The organism is Luteimicrobium sp. DT211, assembly GCF_049844995.1.
Lineage (GTDB): Bacteria > Actinomycetota > Actinomycetes > Actinomycetales > Cellulomonadaceae > Luteimicrobium.
Genome location: NZ_JBNCMC010000016.1, coordinates 1 through 26,418, shown reverse-complemented (window position 1 = coordinate 26,418; position 26,418 = coordinate 1). Strand labels below are relative to the sequence as shown.

At 72.6% G+C, this 26,418-nt stretch carries 23 protein-coding genes; 6 read left to right on the top strand and 17 right to left on the bottom strand.

What is annotated here, in order from left to right:
* Positions 1-543 (bottom strand): hypothetical protein (locus tag ACLQ14_RS19260; RefSeq protein WP_425816043.1); only part of this gene is annotated, 543 nt, incomplete at its 3' end.
* Between the two features lie 274 nt (positions 544-817).
* On the opposite strand from ACLQ14_RS19260, the gene ACLQ14_RS19255 reads away from it, so the two are divergent.
* From ACLQ14_RS19255 to ybaK, 3 genes are all read left to right on the top strand, one after another.
* Entirely contained in the window at positions 818-1,762 is a 945-nt protein-coding gene (locus tag ACLQ14_RS19255) for a 3-methyladenine DNA glycosylase (RefSeq protein WP_425816041.1), read from the top strand.
* A 173-nt stretch (positions 1,763-1,935) separates the two neighbouring features.
* The gene (locus ACLQ14_RS19250; RefSeq protein ID WP_425816039.1) at positions 1,936-4,638 is read left to right on the top strand and encodes a DEAD/DEAH box helicase; all 2,703 of its coding nucleotides are present in this window, start codon (positions 1,936-1,938) and stop codon (positions 4,636-4,638) included.
* 39 nt (positions 4,639-4,677) lie between these two features.
* A complete protein-coding gene (gene ybaK / locus ACLQ14_RS19245; RefSeq protein WP_425816037.1) occupies positions 4,678-5,181 on the top strand; it encodes a Cys-tRNA(Pro) deacylase in 504 nt (167 codons plus the stop codon).
* A 6-nt stretch (positions 5,182-5,187) separates the two neighbouring features.
* Here the strand turns inward: ybaK and ACLQ14_RS19240 are convergent, their stop codons facing one another.
* Positions 5,188-5,616: a YccF domain-containing protein gene (locus ACLQ14_RS19240; protein WP_425816035.1), complete on the bottom strand. Its 429-nt coding sequence runs from the start codon at positions 5,614-5,616 to the stop codon at positions 5,188-5,190.
* 34 nt (positions 5,617-5,650) lie between these two features.
* Between ACLQ14_RS19240 and ACLQ14_RS19235 the strand changes: the two genes are divergently transcribed.
* The gene (locus ACLQ14_RS19235; protein WP_425816033.1) at positions 5,651-6,385 is read left to right on the top strand and encodes a YggS family pyridoxal phosphate-dependent enzyme; all 735 of its coding nucleotides are present in this window, start codon (positions 5,651-5,653) and stop codon (positions 6,383-6,385) included.
* 6 nt (positions 6,386-6,391) lie between these two features.
* On the opposite strand, the gene ACLQ14_RS19230 is transcribed toward ACLQ14_RS19235, so the two are convergent.
* Positions 6,392-7,471 (bottom strand): lipoate--protein ligase family protein, encoded by a 1,080-nt coding sequence (locus tag ACLQ14_RS19230; protein WP_425816031.1) that lies wholly within the window; start codon positions 7,469-7,471, stop codon positions 6,392-6,394.
* Between the two features lie 133 nt (positions 7,472-7,604).
* Here ACLQ14_RS19230 and ACLQ14_RS19225 point away from each other — a divergent pair, with 133 nt between their 5' ends.
* Complete coding sequence (locus tag ACLQ14_RS19225) at positions 7,605-8,285, top strand: hypothetical protein (protein WP_425816029.1); 681 nt, start codon at positions 7,605-7,607, stop codon at positions 8,283-8,285.
* Positions 8,286-8,291: 6 nt separating this feature from the next.
* Here the strand turns inward: ACLQ14_RS19225 and cimA are convergent, their stop codons facing one another.
* Entirely contained in the window at positions 8,292-9,881 is a 1,590-nt protein-coding gene (cimA, locus tag ACLQ14_RS19220) for a citramalate synthase (protein ID WP_425816027.1), read from the bottom strand.
* Positions 9,882-10,328: 447 nt separating this feature from the next.
* On the opposite strand from cimA, the gene ACLQ14_RS19215 reads away from it, so the two are divergent.
* On the top strand, positions 10,329-10,934 hold the full coding sequence (locus ACLQ14_RS19215) for a DUF6069 family protein (protein ID WP_425816025.1): 606 nt from the start codon (positions 10,329-10,331) through the stop codon (positions 10,932-10,934).
* A 10-nt stretch (positions 10,935-10,944) separates the two neighbouring features.
* Here the strand turns inward: ACLQ14_RS19215 and ACLQ14_RS19210 are convergent, their stop codons facing one another.
* From ACLQ14_RS19210 to gatC, 13 genes are all read right to left on the bottom strand, one after another.
* Complete coding sequence (locus ACLQ14_RS19210) at positions 10,945-12,045, bottom strand: branched-chain amino acid aminotransferase (RefSeq protein WP_425816023.1); 1,101 nt, start codon at positions 12,043-12,045, stop codon at positions 10,945-10,947.
* Positions 12,046-12,121: 76 nt separating this feature from the next.
* Positions 12,122-13,192 carry a 3-isopropylmalate dehydrogenase gene (locus tag ACLQ14_RS19205; protein WP_425816021.1) on the bottom strand — a complete coding sequence of 357 codons (1,071 nt, stop codon included), beginning with the start codon at positions 13,190-13,192 and terminating at the stop codon, positions 12,122-12,124.
* Positions 13,193-13,272: 80 nt separating this feature from the next.
* On the bottom strand, positions 13,273-14,403 hold the full coding sequence (locus ACLQ14_RS19200) for an isochorismatase family protein (RefSeq protein WP_425816019.1): 1,131 nt from the start codon (positions 14,401-14,403) through the stop codon (positions 13,273-13,275).
* Between the two features lie 291 nt (positions 14,404-14,694).
* Complete coding sequence (gene ilvC, locus ACLQ14_RS19195; protein WP_425816045.1) at positions 14,695-15,744, bottom strand: ketol-acid reductoisomerase; 1,050 nt, start codon at positions 15,742-15,744, stop codon at positions 14,695-14,697.
* A gap of 28 nt (positions 15,745-15,772) precedes the next feature.
* The gene (ilvN, locus tag ACLQ14_RS19190) at positions 15,773-16,297 is read right to left on the bottom strand and encodes an acetolactate synthase small subunit (protein WP_425816017.1); all 525 of its coding nucleotides are present in this window, start codon (positions 16,295-16,297) and stop codon (positions 15,773-15,775) included.
* Positions 16,298-16,317: 20 nt separating this feature from the next.
* Complete coding sequence (locus tag ACLQ14_RS19185; RefSeq protein ID WP_425816015.1) at positions 16,318-18,225, bottom strand: acetolactate synthase large subunit; 1,908 nt, start codon at positions 18,223-18,225, stop codon at positions 16,318-16,320.
* Positions 18,226-18,510: 285 nt separating this feature from the next.
* Positions 18,511-19,497, bottom strand: coding sequence for an ABC transporter permease subunit (locus tag ACLQ14_RS19180; RefSeq protein WP_425816013.1), 987 nt, complete (start codon positions 19,495-19,497; stop codon positions 18,511-18,513).
* Positions 19,497-20,492, bottom strand: a complete 996-nt coding sequence (locus tag ACLQ14_RS19175; RefSeq protein ID WP_425816011.1) for an ATP-binding cassette domain-containing protein — start codon at positions 20,490-20,492, stop codon at positions 19,497-19,499. Before ACLQ14_RS19175 ends, ACLQ14_RS19180 begins: the two co-directional genes overlap by 1 nt.
* A gap of 121 nt (positions 20,493-20,613) precedes the next feature.
* Positions 20,614-22,308, bottom strand: a complete 1,695-nt coding sequence (ilvD, locus tag ACLQ14_RS19170) for a dihydroxy-acid dehydratase (RefSeq protein ID WP_425816009.1) — start codon at positions 22,306-22,308, stop codon at positions 20,614-20,616.
* Positions 22,309-22,371: 63 nt separating this feature from the next.
* Positions 22,372-22,953, bottom strand: a complete 582-nt coding sequence (locus ACLQ14_RS19165) for a GNAT family N-acetyltransferase (RefSeq protein WP_425816007.1) — start codon at positions 22,951-22,953, stop codon at positions 22,372-22,374.
* 12 nt (positions 22,954-22,965) lie between these two features.
* On the bottom strand, positions 22,966-24,471 hold the full coding sequence (gene gatB / locus ACLQ14_RS19160) for an Asp-tRNA(Asn)/Glu-tRNA(Gln) amidotransferase subunit GatB (protein WP_425816005.1): 1,506 nt from the start codon (positions 24,469-24,471) through the stop codon (positions 22,966-22,968).
* Positions 24,468-25,985: an Asp-tRNA(Asn)/Glu-tRNA(Gln) amidotransferase subunit GatA gene (gatA, locus tag ACLQ14_RS19155; RefSeq protein ID WP_425816003.1), complete on the bottom strand. Its 1,518-nt coding sequence runs from the start codon at positions 25,983-25,985 to the stop codon at positions 24,468-24,470. Before gatA ends, gatB begins: the two co-directional genes overlap by 4 nt.
* A 1-nt stretch (position 25,986) precedes the next feature.
* A complete protein-coding gene (gene gatC / locus ACLQ14_RS19150; protein WP_425816001.1) occupies positions 25,987-26,283 on the bottom strand; it encodes an Asp-tRNA(Asn)/Glu-tRNA(Gln) amidotransferase subunit GatC in 297 nt (98 codons plus the stop codon).
* Positions 26,284-26,418: the final 135 nt, after the last annotated feature.

The window sequence follows — 26,418 nt, the reverse complement described above, 5'->3', positions numbered from 1 at the left end:
CGGGGGGGGGCCGGGGCGGGGGCGTTGGCCGCCCCGGCCCCCGGGGCCCGGCCCCCCCCGGCACCCGCGTCGGCCCCGCGCCTCCAGCCCGATCCGGAACGCCGTCCCGGAGGCGGACACGTTCGTCACCCCGACGGGCACGCCGGAGAACTCCACCCCGGAGCCCGCCTCGCTGCTGGTCCCGACGTCGATCGCGAGGCCCTCGGTCAGGACCTCGTCGGTGGCCTTGCCGTCCACGTCGTCGACGGTCGAGGTGGGACTCGGGGAGCCGATCGAGCTCGTCGACGCCGACTGCGACGCGACGACCACGAGGCCTGCGACGACCGCGAGCACGACGCCCCAGATCGCGAGGCGGCGCCCGGTGCGGTCGGCGCGGTCCGTGCGCGCCCAGCCCACGCCGGCGCACACGAGCGCGGCCAGGCCCAGGAGGATCCCCACGCGTGGCACCAGCACTCCCGCGACGGCGGCGATCGCGGCGAGCCCGATCGCCACGGCGCCGAGCACTCGTGCGGCACGGTCGCCGCGCGTGCGGGTCGTCGTCATGCCACTCCTCTCGTGCGCCGGGTCTTCGTCCACATGCGATCCTTCGCCGCGGCGCTGAGCGCCTGCTGGGCTGGAAGCGGGGGTCTTCGGGAGGTCGCGGGTGGACATCCTGGACGTGGACGCCGCCGGGGAATCAGCCATGGGCGGTTTCTCTATTTTTCCATCGACAATAGTAAAGTTCAAGCCAAGCGGAGCGGGTGCAGGCGTGTTCTCGGTCACTTCGAACCCATGCCCGACCTTAGGTCCGACCGCGAGAAGCGCCTATCCTGGGTCCGTGTCCCCCTCCGCTGCCACCGCGACCTCGGCCCGCGCCCTGCCGAGCGCGCGCTGGGCCGCGCTGGAGGTCGCGCACGCCGACCGCGCCGACGCCCTGACAGCGGGCTGGCGCGAGCGCCGCGCCGCCGGCACCACGCACGCGATCGAGGACTTCCTCTTCACCTACTACCCCACGCGTCCCGCCCAGCTGCGCCGGTGGCACCCCGGCGCGGGCGTCGTCCTCGCGACCCCTGCCGTGGACGCCGACCCGGCGGTCCGCGCGTCGTTCTCGGAGCGCGCCGACTGGCGCTGGTACCGCACCGAGCCCGACGGCGTCACCCTCGACACGGGCGCGTACCTCACCGACCGCGGCGACACCGTCCGCTACGTGCGCGAGCTGCTGGCCGCGACCGCGTCACGTCCCGCGCGGTTCGGCTGCCTCGGGCTGCACGAGTGGGCCATGGTCTACCGCGACCACGCGGCGGGTCGCGCGCGCCGACACGCGCTCCCCCTGCGCCTCGGCGGGGACGGCACGGACGCCGTCGTCGAGGGTCACCGGATCCGGTGCACGCACTTCGACGCCTACCGCTTCTTCACGCCCGAGGCCTCAGGCCTCAACTCCGAGCACCCGACCCGCGAGACGCAGCCCGCCCTCGAGCAGCCCGGATGCCTCCACGCGAACATGGACCTGTACAAGTGGGCCTTGAAGCTCGGGCCCGCCGTGCCCGGCGAGCTCCTGCTCGACACCTTCGAGCTCGCCCGCGACGTCCGCGTCCTCGACATGCAGGCCAGCCCCTACGACGTGTCGCCTTACGGGCTCGCCCCCGTCGCGATCGAGACCCCCGACGGACGGGCCGAGTACGTCCGTCGGCAGCAGGAGTGCGCCGAGCGGTCAGCCGCGCTTCGCTCGCGCGTGCTCGACGTCTGCGAGAACCTCCTCGACGGCACCCCAGCCCATCTCTGACCGAGCCAGCGGTCGGTCGGCCTCGTCCTCCGACCGGATTTCCATCTCGGCCATGAGGTTCGCGACCCGACGGAGACGCCGAGGCAGGTTCGCCTGATTCGTGCCTGGAGGGTTCGCCAGCGAGATGCCCCGGCACAGGTAGCCCGCCGTTTCCATACCCACCATCCGGCCCGATGCCGGGGCATGGCCCGGGGCGCGCGAGCGCCTGGGAGGATGGTCCGGTGACCACGCTCGCGGACCTCCTGCCCGACGTCGCCCCGGCCGGCCGGGCTCCCGACGCCGACGCGCTCTACGACGCGTTCGCGACGTGGGCGTCGGACCAGGGCCTGAACCTGTACGACCACCAGAGCGAGGCGCTGATCGAGCTCGCCTCGGAGTCGCACGTCATCCTGGCGACGCCGACCGGCTCCGGGAAGTCGCTGGTGGCGCTGGGCGCGCAGTTCTTCGCCCTCGCGGACCGGCACGCCGGCGTCGCGAGCGGCCGCACCTACTACACGGCCCCGCTCAAGGCGCTGGTGAGCGAGAAGTTCTTCGCGCTCGTCGCCGCGTTCGGGTCCGCGAACGTCGGCATGATGACGGGAGACACCGCCGTCAACCCCGGTGCCCCGATCATCTGCTGCACGGCCGAGATCCTCGCGAACATCGCCCTGCGCGACGGCGCGGGCGACCCGGACGACCCCGCCGTCGCGCAGGTCGTCATGGACGAGTTCCACTACTACGCCGACCCGCAGCGCGGCTGGGCGTGGCAGGTCCCGCTGCTCGAGCTGCCGCACACGCAGTTCGTCCTCATGTCGGCGACGCTCGGCGACACGTCGCGGTTCACGGACGAGCTCGAGCGCCGCAGCGGCCGCGACGTCGCCGTCGTGACGAGCGTCGAGCGGCCCGTGCCGCTCACGTACGCGTACGTGGTCGAGCCCCTCATCGAGGTCGTCGACGAGCTCGTCCACACGCGACGCGCCCCCGTCTACGTGGTGCACTTCACCCAGGCCTCCGCCGTCGAGCGGGCGCAGGCCCTGCTCTCGATGAACCTCGCGACGCGCGAGGAGAAGGCCGCGATCGTCGACGAGCTCGGCGACTTCCGGTTCACCAGCGGGTTCGGCCGCACGCTGTCGCGGCTCCTGCGGCACGGCGTGGGCGTGCACCACGCGGGGATGCTGCCGAAGTATCGCCGCGTCGTCGAGCGGCTGACCCAGCGAGGCCTGCTCAAGGTCGTGTGCGGCACCGACACTCTCGGCGTGGGCATCAACGTGCCGATCCGCACGGTGCTCCTGACCAGCCTGGTGAAGTTCGACGGCGAACGCATGCGGCACCTCAGCGCGCGCGAGTTCCACCAGATCGCCGGGCGCGCGGGACGCGCCGGCTACGACACCGTGGGCGACGTCATCGTCATGGCGCCCGACCACGTGATCGAGAACCGCAAGTCCCTCGAGAAGGCCGGCGACGACCCGAAGAAGCTCAAGAAGATCGTCCGCAAGAAGGCGCCCGAGGGCTCCGTCAACTGGACCGACAAGACGTTCGAGCGCCTGCGCGACGCCGACCCCGAGCCCCTGACCAGCCACTTCAAGGTGTCGCACGGGATGGTGCTCAACGTCCTCGCCCGCTCGGAGCACGGGTCGGAACCGGTCGAGGCCATGCGGCACCTCCTCCTCGCCAACCACGACACCGACGCGCAGCGCGCCGAGCACGTGCGGCAGGTCTTCCGGATCTACCGGTCGCTGCGGATCGCCGGCATCGTCGAGCGGGTACGCGTGACCGACGCGAGCGACCCCCGCGGCTGGCGGCCGAGCGTCCGGCTCACGGTCGACGTGCCGCGCGACTTCGCGCTCGACCAGCCGCTCTCGCCGTTCGCGCTCGCGGCCATGGACCTGCTGAACCCGGAAGCCCCGGAGTACCCGCTCGACGTCGTGTCCGTCATCGAGGCCACCCTCGACGACCCCCGCCAGGTGCTCGTGGCCCAGCAGTTCAAGGCGCGCGGCGAGGCCGTCGCCGCGATGAAGGCGGAGGGCTACGACTACGACGAGCGCATGGCCGCGCTCGAGGACGTGACCTGGCCCAAGCCCCTCGAGGACCTGCTCGAGCCGGCCTTCGAGACGTACCGCCGGGCCAACCCGTGGGTGTCCGACGCGCGGCTGTCGCCCAAGTCGGTCGTGCGCGACATGCTCGAGCGCGCGATGACCTTCACCGAGCTCGTCTCCACGTACCAGCTCGACCGGACCGAGGGCGTCGTCCTGCGCTACCTCGCCGACGCGTACCGGGCGATCCGCCGCACCGTCCCCGAGGAGCACCGCACCGAGGAGGTCCTGGAGATCACCGAGTGGCTCGGGGAGCTCGTCCGCGGCGTCGACTCGAGCCTGCTCGACGAGTGGGAGCGCCTGGCGAACCCGGTTCAGGACGACGCCGCCGACGACTCCGCAGAGGCAACCGGTGACCGTCCTCTGGCCGGGACGGGCGACGCCGCGCCCGCGCGCCCGCTGACCGCGACGCCCCGGGCGTTGCGGGTGCTGGTCCGCAACGCGCTGTTCCGCCGGGTCGAGCTCGCCTCCCGTGAGGACTGGGACGCGCTGGGCGCGCTCGACGGCGCGTCCGGCTGGACCGCGAGCGCCTGGCACGACGCGCTGGACCCCATGTTCGAGGAGTACGGGGACGACGCGATCGGCATCGACGCGCGCGCCCGCGCCACGAGCCTGGTGACGCTCGTCGAGTCGGGCGAGACGCCGTCGGGCGAGGACCTCGCGCCGGGCACCTGGTTCGTCCGCCAGACACTCGACGACCCGGACGGCGATCACGACTGGGTGCTGGACGCCGTCGTCGACCTGGCGGCGAGCGACGAGGCCGGCGAGGTCGTGCTGGAGGTCGTCCGCGCCGGACGCCTCTGACCTGCAGCGCGACCACCGGTGCCCTGGCACGATGGGCGTATGGCGAAGAAGTCCAGGAGCGCGAGCCATGGCGGTACCCCGGCAGTCGTCGCGCTCGAGAACGCGGGCGTCCCGTTCACCCAGCACCCGTACGAGCACGACCCGTCGAGCGACCTCGGCTACGGCCTGGAGGCCGCGGCGGCGATCGGCGTGGAGCCCGCGCGGGTCTTCAAGACGCTGGTGAGCGACGTCGACGGGCGCCTCGTGGTCGGGATCGTGCCGGTCGACCGCAAGCTCGACCTCAAGGCCCTCGCGAGGGCGGCAGGCGGCAAGAAGGCCTCGCTCGCCGAGCAGGGCGCAGCCGAGCGGGCCACGGGTTACGTGGTCGGCGGGATCTCGCCGCTCGGGCAGAAGCAGCGGCTCGCGACCGTGCTGGACGAGTCGGCGCTCGCGTTCGACACGGTCTACGTGTCCGGCGGGCGGCGGGGCTTCGACGTCGGTGTGGCCCCGGACGACCTCGTCCGCCTCACGGGCGCGACGACGGCGGCTGTCGCGCGCGACTGACCGACCTCAGCCCTGCGGCGGGTAGGGGTACGCGGGGCCCGCCTGGTAGGTCCGGCGCAGGTCGTCGGTGCGGACGATGTCCTTGCCGAGCGGGACGAGCGAGATCGGCACCATCTTGAAGTTCGCGATCCCGAACGGGATCCCGATGATCGTGATGCACAGGGCGATGCCGCTGACGATGTGCCCGATCGCCAGCCACAGGCCGGCGAAGACGATCCAGATGACGTTGCCGATCACCGACCCGGCGCCCGCACCGGGCTTGTCGACGATCGTCCGGCCGAACGGCCACAGCGCGTACCCGGCGATCCGGAACGACGCGATGCCGAACGGGATCGTGATGATGAGGATGCAGCAGATGATTCCCGCCGCTATGTACCCGAGCGCGAGCCAGAACCCGCTCAGCACGAGCCAGATCACGTTGAGGATCGTCTTCACGGTCCTATTGTCCCCCGGGACCTACACTCGGGCCATGCCCGACGACCTGCCCGACGCCGTCCTCGTCTCTCGCATCCGGGCGAACGTCGAGCGGGTCCGCGACCGCATCGCCCGCGCCGCGTCCGACACGGGCCGCGACCCCGCGTCGGTGCGGCTCCTCGTGGCGACCAAGACGCAGCCGCTGGCAGCGGTGCGCGCGGCGGTGGCGGCCGGCGTCGACCTCGTCGGGGAGAACCGGGTGCAGGAGCTCGTCGCCAAGGCGCCCGCGCTGCACGACGACGTCGCCGCGGGCCGCCTGCGCACCCACCTGATCGGGCACCTGCAGGCGAACAAGGTGAACGCCGTCGTCGGGCTGGCGGCGTGCGTCGAGACGGTGGACTCGCTCGCCCTCGCGCAGCGGCTGTCCCGGCGCGCCGAGACGGTCGGGGCGGATCTCGAGGTGATGGTCCAGGTCAACGTGTCGGGCGAGGCGTCGAAGTCGGGCGCGGCGCCCGACGCCGCCACCGGCCTGGCGCTCGAGGTCGCCTCGCTCCCGCGGATCCACCTCGTCGGGTTCATGACCATCGGCGCGCGGACCAGCGACGACACGACCGTGCGGCGCGGCTTCGCGCTGCTCCGCGACCTGCGCGACGACGTGCGCGGGCAGGCGTCGGGGACGTCCGCGGCCCGCGAGCTGTCCATGGGGATGAGCGGCGACCTCGAGCTCGCCGTCACCGAGGGCGCGACGGTCGTCCGGGTCGGCACCGCGGTCTTCGGCGAGCGGGCCTGACCGCGGTCACGGCACGCGCGCGGTCCACTCCGGCGTGCCGAACTTCGTGGCGACGAGCTCCTCGGCACGCTCCCGCTCGGCGGCCGTGACGGCGCCCGGGACGGTGCGATACCGGCCCTCGAAGTGCTTCTTGAACGCCTCGATGACGTCCTCGCGCGGCAGCCCCGTCTGCGAGCGCACCGGGTCGACGCGCTTGTTCGCGCTCTTGGTGCCCTTGTCGGACAGCTTCTCGCGCCCGATCCGCAGCACCTCGACCATCTTGTCGGCGTCGATGTCGTAGGACATGGTCACGTGGTGCAGCACGGTGCCGTCGGCCATGCGCTTCTGCGCGGCGCCGCCGATCTTGCCCTTGGCGGACGCGATGTCGTTGAGGGGCTGGTAGGTCGCCTCCACGCCGACGTCGGCGAGCGCGCCGAGCACCCAGTCGTCGAGGAACGCGTACGACCGCTCGAAGCTCAGCCCCTCGACGAGCGAGGCGGGCACGGTGAGCGAGTACGTGATCGTGTTGCCGGGCTCGATGAACATCGCCCCGCCGCCCGACACGCGCCGCACGACGGTCACCCCGTGCTTCTCGGCGCCCTCGGCATCGACCTCGTTGCGCAGCGACTGGAACGAGCCGATGACGACGGCGGGCCGCTCCCACTCCCAGATCCGCAGCGTCGGGCCGCGGTCGCCGCGGCCGACCGACTCGGCGAGCGCCTGGTCGAGCGCCATGTGCATCGCGGGCGTCTGGGCCTCCTCGTGGACGACCTCGAACACGTGGTCCTGCCAGCCCGTGGCGTGGCCGAGGGCGCGGCGGACCGCGATGGCCACGGACTCGGCGTCGAACCCGACGAGCGCCACGTCGTAGGGCGCGGTGTCGAGCGCGGCCTGGACGGCCCGAGCGAGGTCGGCGACGCTCGCGTCCGTGGGACGCCCGACGAGCGCCGCGTCGATGAGCTCCAGCGCGTCGTCCGGCTCGAGGAAGAAGTCGCCGCTCACGGCCGCGGACGCGATGACCGTGTCCTGCGGACCCCCCGCGCCCTCGCGCGTCTCGACGTCGACCGCCACCAGCTTGCCCCCGGGCACCTTGTACTCGCCGCGCACGTCACGCTCCGTTCGTCGTCGTCTCCACCGGTCGTCCGTACCGGGCGTCCCGTACTGCACGTCCTCAGGCCACAACCTCCGAGGTGGGCCGCCGATTCCAGGGGCGGGCGTGGCGTGTGCCACCCTGGTCCGCATGAAGAACCCGTTCGCCCGCCGCGAGGCCGCGCCCACCGAGCTGCCCCCCGTGCCCGACGACGTCACGGAGACCTGGCGCGCCTCCACCAACGAGGTCGTGCTGCGCAGCTCGCTGGTGGCCGTGCCCGACGACGACCGGGAGACCGCGGAAGCCCTCGGCACCCTGGTGCTCGGCGTCGTGCGGGGCGTGCGCGAGGGCGAGTTCGGGCACTCGATGCCCCAGGGCGCCACGGGAGCGTCGGTGCGCCTCGAGGTCGCGGTCTGCGACGACGACTACGGGCCCTACACCCGTCACGAGGCCGAGGACCTGGTCGGGCGGCTGCAGGGCGTCGCGCCGCTGGCCGTGGTCAGCTACCCGCGCGGCGGCGCCGCGCCCGTCTGGGACGACGGCGCCGGGCTGCTGCGCGTGGACCTCCACACGGAGGCGGGCTCGGACGACGACTCGACCCGCAGCGAGCTCCGTGCGCTCGTGCAGGCGACGCTGACCTCCGTGACGACGGACAAGGTGCGCGGCGTCGTGCCGGAGGCGGCGGGCACGTCGTACCCGGTCCGCATCCACCTGGCCGTCCACGGCACCGCACGCGACGGGTTCGGCGAGCGCTCCGCCGCGCTCCTCGACGACATGGTGGCCCGGCTCGCGGGCACCCGGGTGCAGCTGGAGGTCACCCGCGAGCCGTGACGCCCGTCAGCGCGGCTCGACGCCCGCGTGGACCAGCCCGTAGATCGACGAGTCGGTCAGGGCCTCCCACGCGGCCTCGATGATGTTCGGCCCGACCCCCACGGTGGACCACGAGGTCTGGCCGTCGGTCGTCTCGATGAGCACACGGGTGATCGCGTCGGTCCCGTGCTCCTGGTCGAGGATGCGCACCTTGAAGTCGATGAGCTCGAACGCGGCGAGCTCCGGGTAGACCTTCAGGAGCGCCTGCCGCAGGGCCTGGTCGAGCGCGTTGACGGGCCCGTTCCCCTCGCCCGTCGCCACGATGCGCTCACCGCCCGCGTGGAGCTTCACGGTGGCCTCGGCGGTCGCGGGCGTCCCGCGGCCGCCGTTGCGCTCGACGATCGTGCGCCAGGACTCGACCTGGAAGTAGCGCGGGCGCTCGCCGTCCATCTCCTCGCGGAGCAGGAGCTCGAACGACGCGTCCGCCGCGTCGAAGGTGTACCCGTTCGCCTCGGCGTCCTTGACGCGGTTGGTGACCCTCGACAGGACGTCGCCCTGCCCGGCCAGGTCGAACCCGAGCTCGCGGCCCTTGAGCTCGATCGACGCGCGGCCGGCCATGTCCGAGACGAGCATGCGCATGTCGTTGCCGACGAGCGTCGGGTCGATGTGCTGGTAGAGGTCCGGGTCGACCTTGATCGCGGAGGCGTGGATGCCCGCCTTGTGCGCGAACGCGCTGACGCCGACGTAGGGCTGCCGCGCGAAGGGCGTGATGTTGGTGATCTCGGCGATCGCGTGCGAGATGCGGGTCGCGTCGCGCAGCCCCTCCCCGGCGAGGAGCCGGCGCCCGTCCTTGAGCTCGAGGTTCGCGAGGATGGTGAGCAGGTCCGCGTTGCCGGTGCGCTCGCCGTAGCCGTTGACGGTGCCCTGCACGTGCGCGACCGACGCGTCGACCGCGGCGAGCGTGTTCGCCACGGCGCAGCCCGAGTCGTTGTGGGCGTGCATGCCGAGGATCGGGTCGGGCCCGACGGCGGCGCGGGTGGCCTCGACGATCTCCGTGACCCACGTGGGCACCATGCCGCCGTTGGTGTCGCACAGGGTGACGACCTCGGCACCCGCCTCGAGCGCCGCGAGGACAGCGGCCGTCGAGTAGGCGGCGTCGAACCGGTAGCCGTCGAAGAAGTGCTCGGCGTCGAGGACGACGCGGCGCCCCTCGCGCACGAGGAAGGCGACCGTGTCCGCGATCATCGCGAGGTTCTCGTCGCCCGTCGTGCGGAGCGCCCGTTCCGCGTGCCGGATGTCGGCCTTCGCGACGAGCGTCACGACGGGCGCCTCGGAGTCGACGAGCGCCCGCACCTGCGGGTCGTCCACGGCGCGGGTCCCCGCCTTGCGGGTCGCCCCGAACGCCGCCAGCACCGCATTCTTGAGCTCGAGCTGCTTGGCGGCCCGCCGGAAGAACTCGGTGTCCTTGGGAACCGCGCCCGGCCAGCCGCCCTCGATGAATCCGACGCCCAGCTCGTCGAGCAGGGGTGCGATCGCGAGCTTGTCCGCGACGGAGAGGTTCATCCCCTCCTGCTGCGCGCCGTCGCGCAGGGTCGTGTCGTAGACGTGGAAGGTCATCGGTGGCTCTCTTCCTGCGGTCCCGCGCTGTCGAGGCGGGACAGCGGCAGGCGTGCGGTCAGGTTTCGTCGCCGGGCCCCGCTCCGTGCGGAGCGGGGCGCCGGCGAGCGTGGTCCACCGCGGTCGTCCGAGCGGCGGTGCCGCTGCGGCCTGGCCCGGGGTCGGGGCCTGGAGCTCGTTCGTCGTCGTCGGGCGGTGGTGGGCCCGGCAACAAAAAAACCCCCCGGGGTGCGGGAGGTCTGCGCGTTCGACGTGTGTGTCGAACGCGCTAGGTGAGAATGAGCTCCGCGGCCAGGTGGGTCACGAAGGCGATGCTGCCACAGCGAGGACGTGGTGTCACGCTCGTCCCAGCAGACGGACGCACGCTCCGGCGCGTCGTGGCGTGCCGGTCCCGGCGGACCGGGGCACGATGGACGGAACCGGCACCGCCCACCGAAGGAGCGCGACGTGTCTCAGCCGTACCCGCCCTCCCCCTCGCCGCAGGGGTCGCCCGGCCAGCCGTCCGGCGACCCGGCGTCCGACTTCATGCCCGGCACCCCGCAGGCGCCCTACGACCCGAAGCTGACCCTCGACGGCGGCCGCTACGTGGCGGGCGCCCTCGCGACCGCCCTGGTGGCCGCGCTGATCGGCCTCGTCGGCGTCGTGGTGATCGAGGGGATCTTCGACCAGGACATGGTGCCGCCGCCCGACCTGTTCGGGACCGGCTCCCACGCCGCGGCCTTCGCGATCGACGGCGCGATCTTCGCGATCCTCGCGGCGGCGGTGCTCGCGCTGCTCGTCGTCTCGACGCCGCGCCCGAAGCGCTTCTTCGGGTGGCTCATGGTCCTCGCGACCGCCCTGATCACGGTGCTGCCGTTCGCGTGGACGAGCCACCTCGACCGGGCTGTCCTCGCGGCCGTGGTGAACCTCGTGATCGGCATCGCCACGTGGTCCCTGCTCGCGGGCGTGGCGACGCGGACCATCCGCCCAGCGCCCCGCGCGCCGCAGACGCCGCCCGCTGCTGGGCCGTCGGGCCCGCCCACCCCGCCGAGCTACCCCCCGCGCGGCGCCTGAGGACCGCGGATCAGACCAGCCGGCGCAGCCAGCCGTACCTGTCGTCGGCGCGGCCGTACTGGATGTCGGTGAGCTCGTCGCGGACGGCGCTGGTCACCTCGCCAGCCACGCCGTCGCGGATCGTCACGTCGAAGCCCTCGCCCGCGAGCCGGCCGATCGGCGTGATGACGGCGGCGGTGCCGCACGCGAAGACCTCGGAGACCGAGCCGTCGGCGAGGCCGGCGAGGAGCTCGGCGAGCAGGATGCGCTTCTCCACGACGGCGTGCCCGCGGTCGCCGAGCAGCCGCAGGATCGACGACCGGGTCACGCCCTCGAGGATGGACCCCGTGAGCTCGGGCGTCTCGACGGTCCCGTCGGCACGCACGACGAACACGTTCATGCCGCCGAGCTCCTCGACGGCCGTGTTCGTCGTCGCGTCGAGGAAGCAGACCTGCTCGCAACCCCTCTCGTACGCCTCCTGCTGCGGGAGCAGGCTCGCGGCGTAGTTGCCGCCGCACTTCGCGGCGCCAGTCCCACCCGCGCCGGCGCGGTGGTAGTCCTGGGCGACCCAGATCGACACGGGCTTCACGCCGCCCGCGAAGTACGGGCCCACGGGGCTCGCGATGACGAGGTACTCGACCTCGAGCGAGGGACGCACCCCGAGGAACGCCTCGGACGCGTACATGAACGGCCGCAGGTAGAGGCTCGTCTCCTCGCCGGTCGGGATCCAGTCGACGTCGGTGCGCACGAGCGCCTCGATCGAGCCGACGAAGTCCTCGGTGGTCAGCTGCGGCAGCGCGAGCCGGTGCGCTGAGCGCCGGAACCGCTCCGCGTTGGCCTCGGGCCGGAACGTCCAGACCGAGCCGTCCGCGTGCTGGTACGCCTTGAGGCCCTCGAAGATCTCCTGCGCGTAGTGCAGGACGGCGGTCGCCGGGTCGAGCTGGAGGGGGCCGTACTTCTCCACGCGGCGGTCGTGCCAGCCGTCGGCCGCTGTCCAGCTCACCCGCGCCATGTGGTCGCTGAAGACCGTGCCGAACTTCGGCGCGGCGAGCGCGGCCTCACGGTCGGCGTCGGGGGTGGGGCTGTCCGTGCGACGGATGTCGAACGCGCTGAGGGAGGTCGGGGTGCTCATGAGTGGGCCTTTCACTGGCTGTGACGAATCTACCGGTGAAGACGGCCGAGGGGCAGGGGCCCCGCGAGGCGGCGAGTCAGCCGGCGACGCGTGCGGCGAGGTCGCCGCCCACCTCGGCCGTCGACCGTACTCGGTCACCGCGCTCGGCGAGGTCGGCCGCCACGGCCGCCTCGACCGCGCGCGACTGCTCGGCGAACCCGAGGTGGTCGAGGAGCAGCGCAACCGACGCGACGGTGGCCGTCGGGTCCGCCTTGCCCTGGCCCGCGATGTCCGGCGCCGAGCCGTGCACGGGCTCGAACATGGACGGCGCGACGAAGTTCCCGTCGGCGTCGCGGTCCGGGTTGATGTTCGCGGACGCCGCGAGGCCGATGCCGCCGATGATCGCGGCGGCCTGGTCCGTGATGATGTCGCCGAACAGGTTGTCGGTGACGATCACGTCGAAGCGCGACGGCTTGGTCGTGAGGAAGATCGTGGCCGCGTCGACGTGCAGGTAGTCCGTCGTCACGTCGGGGAACTCGGCGTTGACGGCCTCGACCGTCCGGCGCCACAGGTGCCCGGCGTGGACCAGCACGTTGTGCTTGTGGACGAGGGTCAGCTGCTTGCGGGGGCGCGCCTGGGCGCGCTCGAAGGCGTTGCGCACGACGCGCTCGATGCCGAACGCGGTGTTGACCGAGACCTCGGTGGCGACCTCGTGCGGCGTGCCGACACGCAGGGCGCCGCCGTTCCCGGTGTACGGGCCCTCGGTGCCCTCGCGGACGACGACGAAGTCGATCTCGCCGGGGTCGGCGAGGGGCGAGCGGACGCCCTGGTAGAGCTTCGACGGCCGCAGGTTGACGTAGTGGTCGAGGCTGAAGCGCAGCTTGAGCAGGAGGCCCCGCTCGAGGACGCCGGACGGCACGCTCGGGTCGCCGATGGCGCCGAGGAGGATCGCGTCGTGCTCGCGGATGCTCGCGAGGTCGGCGTCGCTCAGCGTCTCGCCCGTGGCGTGCCAGCGGCGGGCGCCGAGGTCGAACTCGGTGGTCTGCACGGTCACGTCGGTGCCGGCGAGTGCGGCGTCGAGGACCTGCAGGCCCTGCTCGACGACCTCGGTGCCGATCCCGTCCCCGGCCACGACGGCCAGGCGGATCGAGTCGGTGGTGCGCGTCATGCCCGCCAGGGTACGTGCCTCGCGACGCATGCCGGACGGTCGTCTCACAGTCTGGCCCGGCCGGGCGGAAGCGCCCACGCTCACGGCGTCGTGAGGGTCCGCTCGAGCGACCAGGTGGGGTGGAGAAGCTCGAACCGCTCGCAGACGACGGGCATGCGCTCGTCGAATCGGTCGTCCCCGAGCACGCGCCGGAAGTAGCGCGCGTGCTCCTCGCGCCACGACGCGAGCGACCGGTCTCCCTCGCCCTCGGCCGCCGCGAACCCGGCGGTCACGTCGGCGAAGGGCACGACCTCGACCGACGCCGTGCGGACCAGCGCGCGCGGCCGCCCCCGACCGTCGAGAAGGATGGAGAGCTCGCCCGGGCGCGGGAGCGGCTCGCCGTCGTCCTCGTACTCGAGGAGCGACGCGGTGGTGGCCGTCTTCCGGCCGGCGAGCACGAGCGCGAGCAGCTCGTCGGCGAGGCGGGGACTGTCCCCGAACGACCAGGCGGGCGGCGGCACGGCCGACGCCACTCCCCTGCCTGTGACGACGTCGAGCTGCCCCACCCGGGCGAGGTGGCGCACGCGCTCCCAGTACGCGAGCACGGCCTCGGCCTGCACCTCGTCGTGCGGTGCGTCCCGCGTCTGTCGTCCCACGGCTGCGACCACGTCGTCGGTCTCCACGACGGCGACACCGAGCGACCCCACCTGACGGAGCCCCTCCTCCGTGACCTGGGAGGTGGCGTCGCGCACGACGACGACCCGCAGGTCGCGCTGGGACGCGTCGACGACGGTGGCCCGGGGGCAGTGGGGGAAGTTGCAGCCGGCGGCGACGAGCGTGTCGACGTCCCAGCCGCGCAGCAGGTCCTCGAGCGACGTCCGGTGGAACGCCGACCACCGGGGCTTCCACAGCGCGACCTCGTGCGGCCCGAGCTCCTGCGGCCTCCCGCTCAGCAGCAGGGCCGCGTCCAGCTCCCCCGCGCCGTCGGGCAGGAGCTCAGGAAGGAGCTGCGATCCTCCGGTCCCGGGCCGCACCACGGGCGCCCCCGCGACGATCGCGCCACGGCGTACCAGGTCGACGTCGTCCCCCTCGTACAGCCGCACGACGTGCACGACGGGCAGTCCGGCCGCCCGGTACGCGGCCACCAGCCGCGCGAGCGCGGGCACCACGGCTCGCGTCCCGCCGACCGCCATGGCCCCGCCCTCGACGAAGTCCACCTGCACGTCAACCACCAGCAGAGCCGAGGAGCTCCACCGAGGTTCGGTCCACGAGTCCACCAGCCACCTCCGAGAAACCGGACGACCGACACGGACGACGACGAGGGCCGGGGCCCGGCGCCGTCGTCGGGAGCAACGCCCGAAGGCGAGAAGACAGAAGAGGACGGCAGAGCCGGACCCCTGTGCGCGATCGTGGCGGGTCTGGCGGGAGCGCCCCGAGGAACGAGGGCGCGGATGGAAGATCGCGCACAGGGGTCCGGCTCGGCCGTCCGGACGTCACCCGTCACCGGGCGACGCGAGCGAGGGTCAGCGCGCGGCAGAGCCCTCGACGTAGTCCGAGTCGGACGGCTTGACCCACGCGAACATCTTGCGCAGCTCGCGCCCGGTCTCCTCGATGGGGTGCGCCTCGCCCTTGGCGCGGAGCTCCTTGAACTCGGGGGCGCCGGCGTCCTGGTCGGCGATGAAGCGCTCGGCGAACGCGCCGGACTGGATGTCGGCGAGAACGGCCTTCATGTTCTCCTTGACGTGCGGGTCGATGACGCGCGGGCCGGAGACGTAGTCGCCGTACTCGGCGGTGTCGGAGACGGACCACCGCTGCTTGGCGATGCCGCCCTCGATCATGAGGTCGACGATGAGCTTGAGCTCGTGGAGGACCTCGAAGTACGCGACCTCGGGCTGGTAGCCGGCCTCGGTGAGGGTCTCGAACCCGTACTGGACGAGCTGCGAGGCGCCACCGCAGAGGACGGCCTGCTCGCCGAAGAGGTCCGACTCGGTCTCCTCCGTGAAGGTCGTCTTGATGCCGGCGGCACGGAGGCCACCGATGGCCTTGGCGTACGAGAGCGCGAGCTCCCACGCCGAGCCGGACGCGTCCTGCTCGACGGCGACGATCACGGGGACGCCGCGGCCGTCGACGTACTCGCGGCGCACGAGGTGGCCGGGGCCCTTGGGGGCGACCATGGCGACGTCGTGGCCGGCGCCGGGCTTGATGTAGCCGAACCGGATGTTGAAGCCGTGCGCGAAGAAGAGCGCGGCGTCCGACTTGAGGTTGGGCTCGATCTCGTCGGCGTACAGGCCGCGCTGGGCCTGGTCGGGCGCGAGGATCATGACGACGTCGGCCTGCTTGACGGCCTCGGCGACGGTGAGGACCTTGAGGCCCTCGTTCTCGGCCTTCTCACGCGAGGCGGAGCCCTCGCGCAGACCGATGGTGACGTCGACACCCGAGTCGCGGAGGTTCAGCGCGTGCGCGTGCCCCTGGCTGCCGTAACCGATGACGGCGACCTTCTTGCTCTGGATGATGGACAGGTCGGCGTCGTCGTCGTAGAACAGCTCAGCCACGGTGGTTCTCCTTGCTGGGATTCTTCGGTGGGTCTTCGGAAGGGGTGGGTCAGGCGGTGCGGGCCACGCGCTCGAGCGCGCGGTCGGTGATGGAGCGCGGGCCTCGTCCGATGGCCACGGCACCGGACTGCACGATCTCACGGATGCCGTAGGGCTCGAGCGCGGTGAGCAGCGCCTCGAGCTTGTCGGAGGTGCCGGTGGCCTCGACGACGACGGCCTCGGGGTGGACGTCGACGATCTTGGCCCGGAACAGCTGGACGACCTCGAGGACGGCGGTGCGCGTGCCGGCGTCGGCGCGGACCTTGACGAGCAGCAGCTCGCGCTGCACGGAGACGACCGGCTCGAGCTCGACGATCTTGATGACGTTGACGAGCTTGTTGAGCTGCTTCGTGACCTGCTCCAGCGGGTGGTCCTCGACGTCGACGACGACGGTGACGCGGGAGATGTCGTCGTGCTCGGTCGGCCCGACGGCCAGCGAGTGGATGTTGAACGCTCGGCGGGCGAAGAGTCCGGCGACGCGCGTGAGCACGCCGGGCTTGTTCTCGACGAGCACCGACAGGGTGTGCCTGCTCATGGGGTTCTCCTCAGCCTCCGTCAGTCTTCGTCGCGGTCCCACGACGGCGAGATGCCGCGCGCGTACTGGATGTCGTCGTTGGAGATGCCCGCGGGGACCATGGGCCAGACCATGGCGTCGCGCGACACGGTGAAGTCCACGACGACGGGCTGGTCGTCGATCTCGAGTGCGCGCTTGATCGTGGCGTCGACGTCGGCCCTGGTCTCGCACCGCAGGCCCACGCAGCCGTACGCGTCCGCCATCTTGACGAAGTCGGGCACGCGGCGCGTGCCGTGGCCGGTGTGGAGGTCCGTGTTGGAGTACCGCTCGTTGTAGAAGAGGGTCTGCCACTGCCGGACCATGCCGAGCGACGAGTTGTTGATGACGGCGACCTTGATGGGGATCTCGTTGATGACGCAGGTCGCGAGCTCCTGGTTCGTCATCTGGAAGCAGCCGTCGCCGTCGATCGCCCACACGGTCGTGTCGGGGCGGGCGACCTTGGCGCCCATCGCCGCGGGCACGGAGTACCCCATGGTGCCGAGACCGCCGGAGTTGATCCAGGTCCGGGGGTGCTCGTAGCGGATGAACTGCGCGGCCCACATCTGGTGCTGGCCGACTCCGCCGACGTACACGGACTCGGGCCCGGACAGCGCGCCGAGGCGCTCGATGACGTACTGCGGGGCCAGGAGCCCGTCCTCCGGCTCGGTGTAGCCGAGCGGGAACGACTCGCGCCAGCCGTCGATGAGCTGCCACCACGCCTCGACGTCGGGCTTGCCGTGCGTCTCCTGCTCGCGCGCGAGCTCGGGCAGGAGGTCGGCGAGCACCTCGCGCAGGTCTCCGACGATCGGCACGTCGACGGCGCGGTTCTTGCCGATCTCGGCGGGGTCGATGTCCGCGTGCACGATCACGGCGTTCGGCGCGAACGAGTCGAGCCGCCCGGTGACGCGGTCGTCGAACCGCGCGCCGAGCGCGACGACGAGGTCGGCCTGCTGGAGCGCCGCCACGGCGGGCACCGTGCCGTGCATGCCGGGCATGCCGAGGTTCTGCGGGTGGGAGTCGGGCAGCGCGCCGCGGGCCATGAGCGTGGTGACGGCGGGCGCCCCCGACAGGTCGACGAGCCGCCGCAGCTCGGCCGACGCGTCGGCCCGCACGACGCCGCCGCCCACGTACAGGACGGGCTTGCGCGCCGTGGCGAGGAGCTTGGCTGCCTCGCGGATCTGCTTCGAGTGGGGCTTGGTCACCGGGTGGTAGCCCGGCAGGTCGAGCTCCTGCGGCCACGAGAACGTGGTGATCGCCTGCATCGCCGACTTCGCGATGTCGACCAGCACCGGTCCCGGCCGCCCCGTGCTCGCGATGTGGAACGCCTCGGCGATGGTCCGCGGGATGTCCGCCGGGTCGGTCACGAGGTAGTTGTGCTTGGTGACCGGCAGCGTGATGCCGACGATGTCGGCCTCCTGGAACGCGTCCGTGCCGATGGACGACGCAGCGACCTGGCCGGTGATCGCCACCAGCGGGATCGAGTCGATGTTCGCGTCCGCGATGGGCGTCACGAGGTTCGTCGCACCCGGCCCGGAGGTCGCCATGCACACACCGACCTTGCCGGACGCGTGGGCGTAGCCCGAGGCCGCGTGCCCGCCGCCCTGCTCGTGCCGCACGAGGATGTGGCGGAGCTTCTGCGAGTCCATGAGCGGGTCGTAGAGCGGCAGGATCGCGCCGCCCGGGATGCCGAACACCGTGTCGACGCCGACCGCCTCGAGCGACTTCACGATCGACTCGGCGCCCGTCACCTCGACGGGCCCGACGCGCGGGCCGTCGGTCGCGCCGACGGCCTCACCGAGTACCTTGCGACCGGCCGGACGGGCGGGCTTCGCCGTGGCGGGGCGAGCCGAGGGGCGCACCGGCGACGGTGTCGTCGAGCGCGGCGGTGCCGGGATGGGGCCCTGGACCATCGTGTCTCCTGGTGATCGGCTGGTGCGTCCGCCGGCGGGCGGCGGACGCGGGGTGCGGGCGTGGGTCGACATGAAAAAACCCCTCGACCCGGTCCACGGGTGCTTCGAGGGGTGCGCGCTGACGAGACCTGTGCGGTGGCCTCAGCCGGCGCGCTCAGGAAGTACTACGAGGAGGATCGTCTGCACGGAGTTCACCGTACGCCGATCGCCCTGCGATGTCACACGGCGGGTGCGGACGTCTCACGTGCTGGACGTCCGCACCCGCCGTGTCCGGGCGCTCGGGTCTCAGGCCACGTCGCGCCGACGGAACACGAGCCAGCCGACCGCGACGACGACGACGGTCACGCCCGCCAGGACGAGCCCGCCGTGGGTCATCGACACCACATGCTCGACGTACTCGCAGTTCATGCCGCCCTCGAAGGGCGTGCAGTTCTCGACGGTGTACGTGCCGTGCGCCGTGATCCACGCGTCCGACGAGACGGTGAGCGTCCAGCGCGGCTGCCCGAGAGCGGCCCGGACCACGGCCGCGTCGACCAGCGCCGCGTACGCGACGATCAGACCGAGGACGGCAGTGGTGTGCCGCAGGAGGAAGCCGAGCGCCGCACCGATTGCCGCGACGGCCGCCGCGAGCACGACCACGCGGCCGCCCTCTGCCGTGACCTGCGTCCACACGTGGCCCGTCGCGCCCGCCCGGTCCCGCAGGGCGAACGCCCCCCACTGCGCCGCGAGCGCCACCCCGAAGCCGATGATGGCGACGACCGCACCCCCGAGGGCGGCGGCGGACACCTTGCTGCCGTACACGCGGGTGCGGCGCGGCTCGAACGTCATCCAGGTCGACAGCGCCCCCGAGACCGACTCCGCGCAGACGAAGCTCGCGCCGAGCAGCAGCGCCAGCCCGAGCAGCAGGTAGGCGTCGGTGCCGAGCGCCCCCACGCCCTCGACCTCGAACGTCCCGCGGGACGGCAGGAAGTCATCCACCTCGAGCGACGGCTCCAGGCCCGTCGCGCAGTCGAAGTCTGCGGGGTAGTTCGACGGGTTGGCCGCCTGGTCGTCCTGGCAGTCCTTCACCTGCTGGGCGCCGTTCGCGTCCCAGTCGGCCTGCTGCTGGCGGACGAACTCCTGCGCCTGCGCGACCTGCGCCGCGCTCGGCGGGCGCGCCTGCCACCACGACGACGCCCCGAACAGGAGCCCCACACCGACGGCGAGCACCGTGGCCCACCGGACCAGGCGCCGCGACCGGAAACGGTCGAGCTCCACGCGTGCGAGCCGCATCACGCCACCTCCCCTGCGCCGACGCGCGCGTGCTGCGGCGCCTGGACCCGGACCTCGCCGCCGGCGGAGTCCACGTCCGCCGTCAGCTCGAGGAAGATCTGCTCGAGATCGGGGGCGAGCGGCACCAGCTCCCGCACGAACAGCAGCTCGGTGGCGAGCGCCCGCGTGATCCCGGCTGGGTCCTCGACGCCCTCGACGACGAGGCGCTCGCCGTCGGCGCGCACCTCCCAGCCGCTCGCGCGCAGCACGGCGGCCGCCCGCTCCGGCTCGTCGACGGCCACCCGCACCGGCGCGACCCCTCCGCCCACGAGGTCCGCCACGCGGCCGCTCGCGAGCAGACGCCCGTTCCCGATGATCGAGACGGTGTCCGCGACCTGCTGGACCTCCCCGAGGATGTGGCTCGAGACGAGCACGGTCTTGCCCTGCGCGCCCAGCGACCGCATCGTGTCGCGGATCTCGCGGATGCCCGCGGGGTCGAGCCCGTTCGTGGGCTCGTCGAAGATGAGGAGCTCGGGGTCCTTGAGCAGCGTCGCCGCGATCGCGAGCCGCTGCTTCATGCCGAGCGAGTACGAGCGGAAGCGCTCGCCGCCCCGCTCCCCCAGCCCGACGTCGTGCAGCACCCGGTCCACGGCGTCCGACGGGGCACCGATCCCTGCCGCGAGGAGCGCGAGGTTCTTGTGCCCCGTGAACGCGGGGAAGAACTTCGGCTGCTCGACGATCGCCCCGACGCGGGCCACGACCTCCGGAAGCCGCTGGGGCACGGGCGCCCCGAAGATCTCCATGGTCCCCGCATCGGCGCGCGACAGCCCGAGCAGCATCCTGATGGACGTCGTCTTCCCCGAGCCGTTCGGCCCGAGGAAGCCGTGCACCCCGCCGCGCGGGACCTCGAGGTCGAGCCCCTCGACGGCGACGCGCCTGCGTCCCCGTCGTGTCCGGTACGTCTTGCGCAGGCCGTGCGTGCGCACCGCGAGCTCGGTTCCTGCCGGGAACGGCATCGGACCCCCTGGGTGTCGGCTGTGACAGTGCGCGCACTGTAGCGCACTTCGTGCCGAACACCACCGGGTCGTCCGCTTCTGCGCGGTCTCGCCCGCTTCCGTCCTCCGACGGGCGGCGCCGCTACTCGAGGATCGCGCCCCGCGACGCGGACTGGACGAGCTTGGTGTACTTCGCCAGGACGCCCCGGGTGTAGCCGTGGGGCACGGGCGCCCAGCCCTCGCGCCGGGCCGCGAGCTCCGCCTCGTCCACGAGCAGGTCGAGCGTCTTGCTCTCCACGTCGAGGCGGATCCGGTCGCCGTCGCGCACGAACGCGACCGGCCCGCCGTCGACGGCCTCGGGCGCGATGTGGCCGACGCACAGCCCCGTCGTCCCGCCCGAGAACCGCCCGTCGGTGACGAGCAGGACGTCCTTGCCGAGCCCGGCACCCTTGATCGCGCCCGTGATCGCGAGCATCTCGCGCATGCCGGGCCCGCCCTTGGGGCCCTCGTAGCGGATCACGACGACGTCGCCCGCCTGGATGGTGCCGTCCTCCAACGCGTCGAGCGCCGCGCGCTCGCGCTCGAACACCCGCGCGGTCCCCTCGAACACGTCGGAGTCGAAGCCGGCGGACTTCACGACGGCGCCGTCCGGGGCGAGCGAACCCGCGAGGATCGTGATGCCGCCGGTGCGGTGGATCGGGTTGTCCAGGGCGCGCAGCACCTTGCCGTCGGGGTCGGGCGGGTCGATCGCCTCGAGGTTCTCGGCGACGGTCCGGCCGGTGACCGTGAGCGCGTCGCCGTGGATCAGCCCGGCGTCGAGGAGCGCCTTCATCACGACCGGGACGCCGCCGATCCGGTCGACGTCGTTCATCACGTACCGCCCGAACGGCTTGACGTCCGACAGGTGAGGCACGCGCGAGCCGATCCGGTCGAAGTCCGCCAGGGTGAGGTCGACGTCGGCCTCGTGCGCGATCGCGAGCAGGTGCAGCACGGCGTTGGTCGAGCCTCCGAACGCCATCACCACGGCGATCGCGTTCTCGAACGCGTCCTTGGTCATGATGTCGCGGGCCGTGATGCCCTGCCGCAGCAGCTCGACGACGGCCTCGCCGGACCGGTGCGCGAACTGGTCGCGCCGGCGGTCCGCCGACGGCGGCGCGGCCGAGCCCGGGAGCGACATCCCCATGGCCTCGGCGACGGACGCCATGGTGTTGGCGGTGTACATGCCGCCGCACGCCCCTTCGCCGGGGCAGATCGCGCGCTCGATCGCGTCGAGGTCGCGCTCGCTGAGCAGGCCCCGGGCGCACGCGCCCACGGCCTCGAAGGCGTCGATGAGCGTGACCTGGCGCTCGCTCCCGTCCTCGAGCTTGACCCAGCCGGGCGCGATCGTTCCCGCGTACAGGAACACGCTGGCGAGGTCGAGCCTCGCCGCAGCCATCAGCATGCCCGGCAGCGACTTGTCGCAGCCGGCGAGCAGGACCGACCCGTCGAGGCGCTCCGCCATCATCACGGTCTCCACCGAGTCCGCGATGATGTCGCGGCTGACCAGTGAGAAGTGCATGCCCTCGTGGCCCATCGAGATACCGTCCGAGACCGAGATGGTGCCGAACTCGAGCGGGTAGCCACCCGCGGCGTGCACGCCCTCCTTGGCGCCCTGCGCGAGCCGGTCGAGCGACAGGTTGCAGGGCGTGATCTCGTTCCACGACGACGCGACGCCGATCTGTGGTTTCGCGAAGTCGTCGTCGCCCATGCCGACCGCGCGGAGCATCCCCCGCGCGGCCGTCGCCTCGATCCCGTCCGTGACCTGCCGCGAGCGGGGCTTGATGTCGATGTCCGCCATGCTCGCCAGCCTAGGGACGTGGCCCCCGGCTGTCCCCCGCTACGGGAACGCGGCCCGGACCGGTCAGACCGAGGCGCGGAACTCGTCCTCGAGGATGCTCATGACGATCGCGTCCGACCACCCGTCGCCGTCCGGGCGCACGTCCCGCAGCCGACCCTCCTCGCGGAAGCCCAGCGACTCGTACAGCGCGCGGGCCCGCGGGTTGATGCTGAGCACCTCCAGGCCCACGCGGTGCAGGTGAGGACCGGCGTCGTCGGTCACGCCGTCGAACGCATAGCGCAGCACCTCGAACACCGCCTCGCGTCCGTAGCCGCGGCCCCGGTAGTTCGGGAGCAGCGCGAGCCGGATGCTCGCGGACCGCGTGAGCTCGTCGACGTCGTCGAGCACGATCTGCCCGATCAGGTCGTCGCTGACGGGCTGGCCGTCGCGGACCGCAGCGTGCGTGACGGCCCAGTCGTACCGCCCGCGGCGGTCCGTCACCTCCGTGGCCCACGCCTCGAGGTCCTCACGCGACGTCACGGACGACGCGCCCATGAGGCGGCGCGCCTCCGCGTCCTGCGCGGACTCCCACAGCCGGTCGGCGTCGCGCGGCTCCACGGGGCGAAGCCTGACCATCTCCCCGTGGAGCAGTGGCCCCCGAGTCATGCGACCTCCCCCTCAGCGGAGCCGTTCGAGCACGAGCTCACGCACGCGACCCGCGTCCGCCTGGCCCCGCGTGGCCTTCATGACCGCGCCGATGATCGCGCCGACCGGTCCGAGGTTGCCGCCCCGGATCTTCTCGGCGATGTCCGGCTGCGCGGCGAGCGCGTCGTCGATCGCGGTGAGCAGCGGCCCGTCGTCCGAGACGACCTCGAGCCCGCGGGCCACGACCACGGCCTCCGGGTCGCCCTCGCCTGCGAGCACGCCGTCGAGCACCTGGCGGGCCAGTTTGTCGTTGATCCGCCCCGCGTCGACGAGGCCCTGGAGCTCGGCGACCTGCGCGGGCGTCACGGGCAGCTGCTCGAGCTCGAGCTCCTGCTCCTTGGCGCGGCGGCCGAGCTCGGCCATCCACCACTTGCGGGCACCCGCGGGGCTCGCGCCCGCGGCGACGGTCGCCTCGATGATCTCGAGGGCTCCGGCGTTGACGACGTCGCGCATCTCGAGGTCCGTGTAGCCCCACTCGCCCTGCAGCCGCCGACGACGCGCGGCGGGCAGCTCCGGCAGCGACGCCCGGATCTCCTCGACCCAGTCGCGGCTCGGCGCGACCGGCACGAGGTCGGGCTCCGGGAAGTAGCGGTAGTCCTCGGCGTCGGACTTCACGCGGCCCGACGTCGTCTCGCCGGTGTCCTCGTGCCAGTGCCGCGTCTCTTGGATGATCGTGCCGCCGGCGTCGAGCACCCCGGCCTGGCGCGAGATCTCGTAGCGCACCGCGCGCTCGACCGAGCGGAACGAGTTCACGTTCTTCGTCTCGGTGCGCGTGCCGAGCGGGCTGGCGGGCGTGGGGCGCAGCGACACGTTGACGTCCGCGCGGACGTTCCCGCGCTCCATGCGGGCCTCCGACACCTCGAGCGCGCGGAAGATGTCGCGGAGCGTCTGGACGTAGGCGCGCGCGATCTCCGGGGCCCGGTCGCCCGCCCCCTCGATGGGGCGCGTCACGATCTCGACGAGCGGGATCCCGGCACGGTTGTAGTCGACGAGCGAGTACTCCGCGCCGTGGATGCGTCCGGCGGCCCCGCCGACGTGCGTGTTCTTGCCCGCGTCCTCCTCCATGTGCGCGCGCTCGATCTCGACGCGGAACACGGTCCCGTCGTCGAGCTCGACGTCGAGCCAGCCGTCGTGGGCGATCGGCTCGTCGTACTGCGACGTCTGGAAGTTCTTCGGCACGTCCGGGTAGAAGTAGTTCTTGCGCGCGAACCGGCAGGTCTCGGCGATCTCGCAGTTGAGCGCGAGGCCGATACGGATCGCGAACTCGACCGCCTTGCCGTTGACGACCGGCAGCGCGCCCGGAAGGCCGAGCGACACCGGCGTCGTCTGCGTGTTCGGCTCGCCGCCGAACTCCACCTCGGCCGCGCAGAACATCTTGGTCAACGTGCCGAGCTCGACGTGGACCTCGATGCCGAGCACCGGGTCGTACCGCCCGACGGCGTCCGTGTAGTCGACGAGGGACTCGTACGTCGCGGTCATCGCGCCACCTCCAGCTCGGGGGCCTGCGCGAGCAGCGGCCCGCCCCAGACGTTCTCGAGCGCCGCCTCCAGGGCGGCGCCCACGCGGTACATGCGGTCGTCGGCCTTGGCCGGCGCCAGCACCTGGAAACCGACGGGCAGCCCGTCGTCCGACAGACCCGACGGGACCGAGATGCCCGGGACACCCGCCAGGTTGGCAGGGATGGTGGCGACGTCGTTCAGGTACATCGCGAGCGGGTCGTCGAGCTTCTCGCCCAGCTTGAAGGCGGTCGTGGGCGCCGTGGGCGACACCAGGACGTCGGCCTTCGCGAAGGCCGACGCGAAGTCGCGCTGGATGAGGGTCCGGACCTTCTGCGCGCTGCCGTAGTAGGCGTCGTAGTAGCCGGCGGAGAGCGCGTAGGTGCCCAGGATGACGCGCCTCTTGACCTCGTCGCCGAATCCGGCGCCGCGCGTCGCCGACATCACGCGCTCGGCCGTGACCGGACCCTCCGCGGGCTCGACCCGCAACCCGTAGCGCATGCCGTCGAACTTCGCCAGGTTGCTCGACGCCTCGCTCGGCATGATCAGGTAGTAGGCGCCCAAGGCGTACTCGAAGTGGGGGCAGGAGACCTCGACGATCTCCGCGCCCGCCGCCCGCAGCAGATCGAGGCCCTCCTCGAAGCGGGCGCGGACGCCCGCCTGATAGCCCTCGCCGCCCAGCTCCGTCACGACGCCGACACGCACGCCCGCCAGGTCGCCGAGCGCGCCTTGCCGCGCGGCGTCCGCGAGCGGCGCGAGGCGTTCGGGGATCGAGGTGGAGTCGCGGGGGTCGTGCCCGCCGATGAGCTCGTGCAGCAGCGCCGCGTCCAGGACCGAGCGCGTCACCGGACCCGCCTGGTCGAGCGACGAGGCCATGGCGATCAGCCCGTAGCGCGACACCCCGCCGTAGGTCGGCTTCGCGCCGACCGTACCCGTCACCGCGCCCGGCTGCCGGATGGAGCCGCCCGTGTCGGTGCCGATCGCGAGCGGCGCCTCGAACGCCGCCACGGCGGCCGCCGACCCTCCGCCCGACCCCCCGGGGATCCGGTCGAGGTCCCACGGGTTGTGGGTCTGCCCGAACGCCGAGTGCTCGGTCGACGAGCCCATGGCGAACTCGTCCATGTTGGTCTTACCGAGGATCGGGAGTCCCGCAGCCTTGAGCCGCTCGACGAGCGTCGCGTCGTACGGCGGCACCCAGCCCTCGAGGATCCGCGAGCCCGCGGTCGTCGGGATGCCCTTGGTCACGACGACGTCCTTGACGGCGATCGGGACCCCCGCGAGCGGATGCAGGTCCTCGCCCCGGGCGCGCCGGTCGTCGACGTCCCGTGCCGCCGCCAGCGCCTCCTCGGAGCTCACGTGCAGGAACGCGTGGACCGCGTCGTCCACCGCAGCGATCCGGTCGAGGTGCGCCTGCGTGGCCTCCACGCTCGACACCTCGCCCGCCGTAAGACGCGCGGCAAGATCCGCGGCCGAGAGCCGCGTCAGGTCGTCCGCCATCTCACTCCTCCCCGAGGATCTGCGGAACCATGAACCGGCCGCCCTCGGCCGCCGGCGCAGCCGCGAGCACGTCCTGGATCGGAAGAGGCGGCACGGGGACGTCGTCACGGAACACGTTGACGAGCGGGAGGGGATGGCTGGTCGCCGGCACGTCGGGGGTCGCGACCGCACTCACCTGGGCGATGGCGTCGACGATCACGTCGAGCTCACCGGCAAGGCGGTCGAGCTCCGCCTCCGCCAGGTCGATGCGGGCGAGCGACGCGACGCGCGCGACCTCGTCACGGGAGATGGTGGACATGCCGACATTCTACGGGCCGCCAGCGTGCGTCCTCCGTCCCGGCAGGGACTCCGTCGTCCCCGGGTCCGGGTATGCCGAAGGCCACCCCCTGGTGGGGGTGGCCTTCGGTTGAATGGGTGTTCGGCGGCGTCCTAC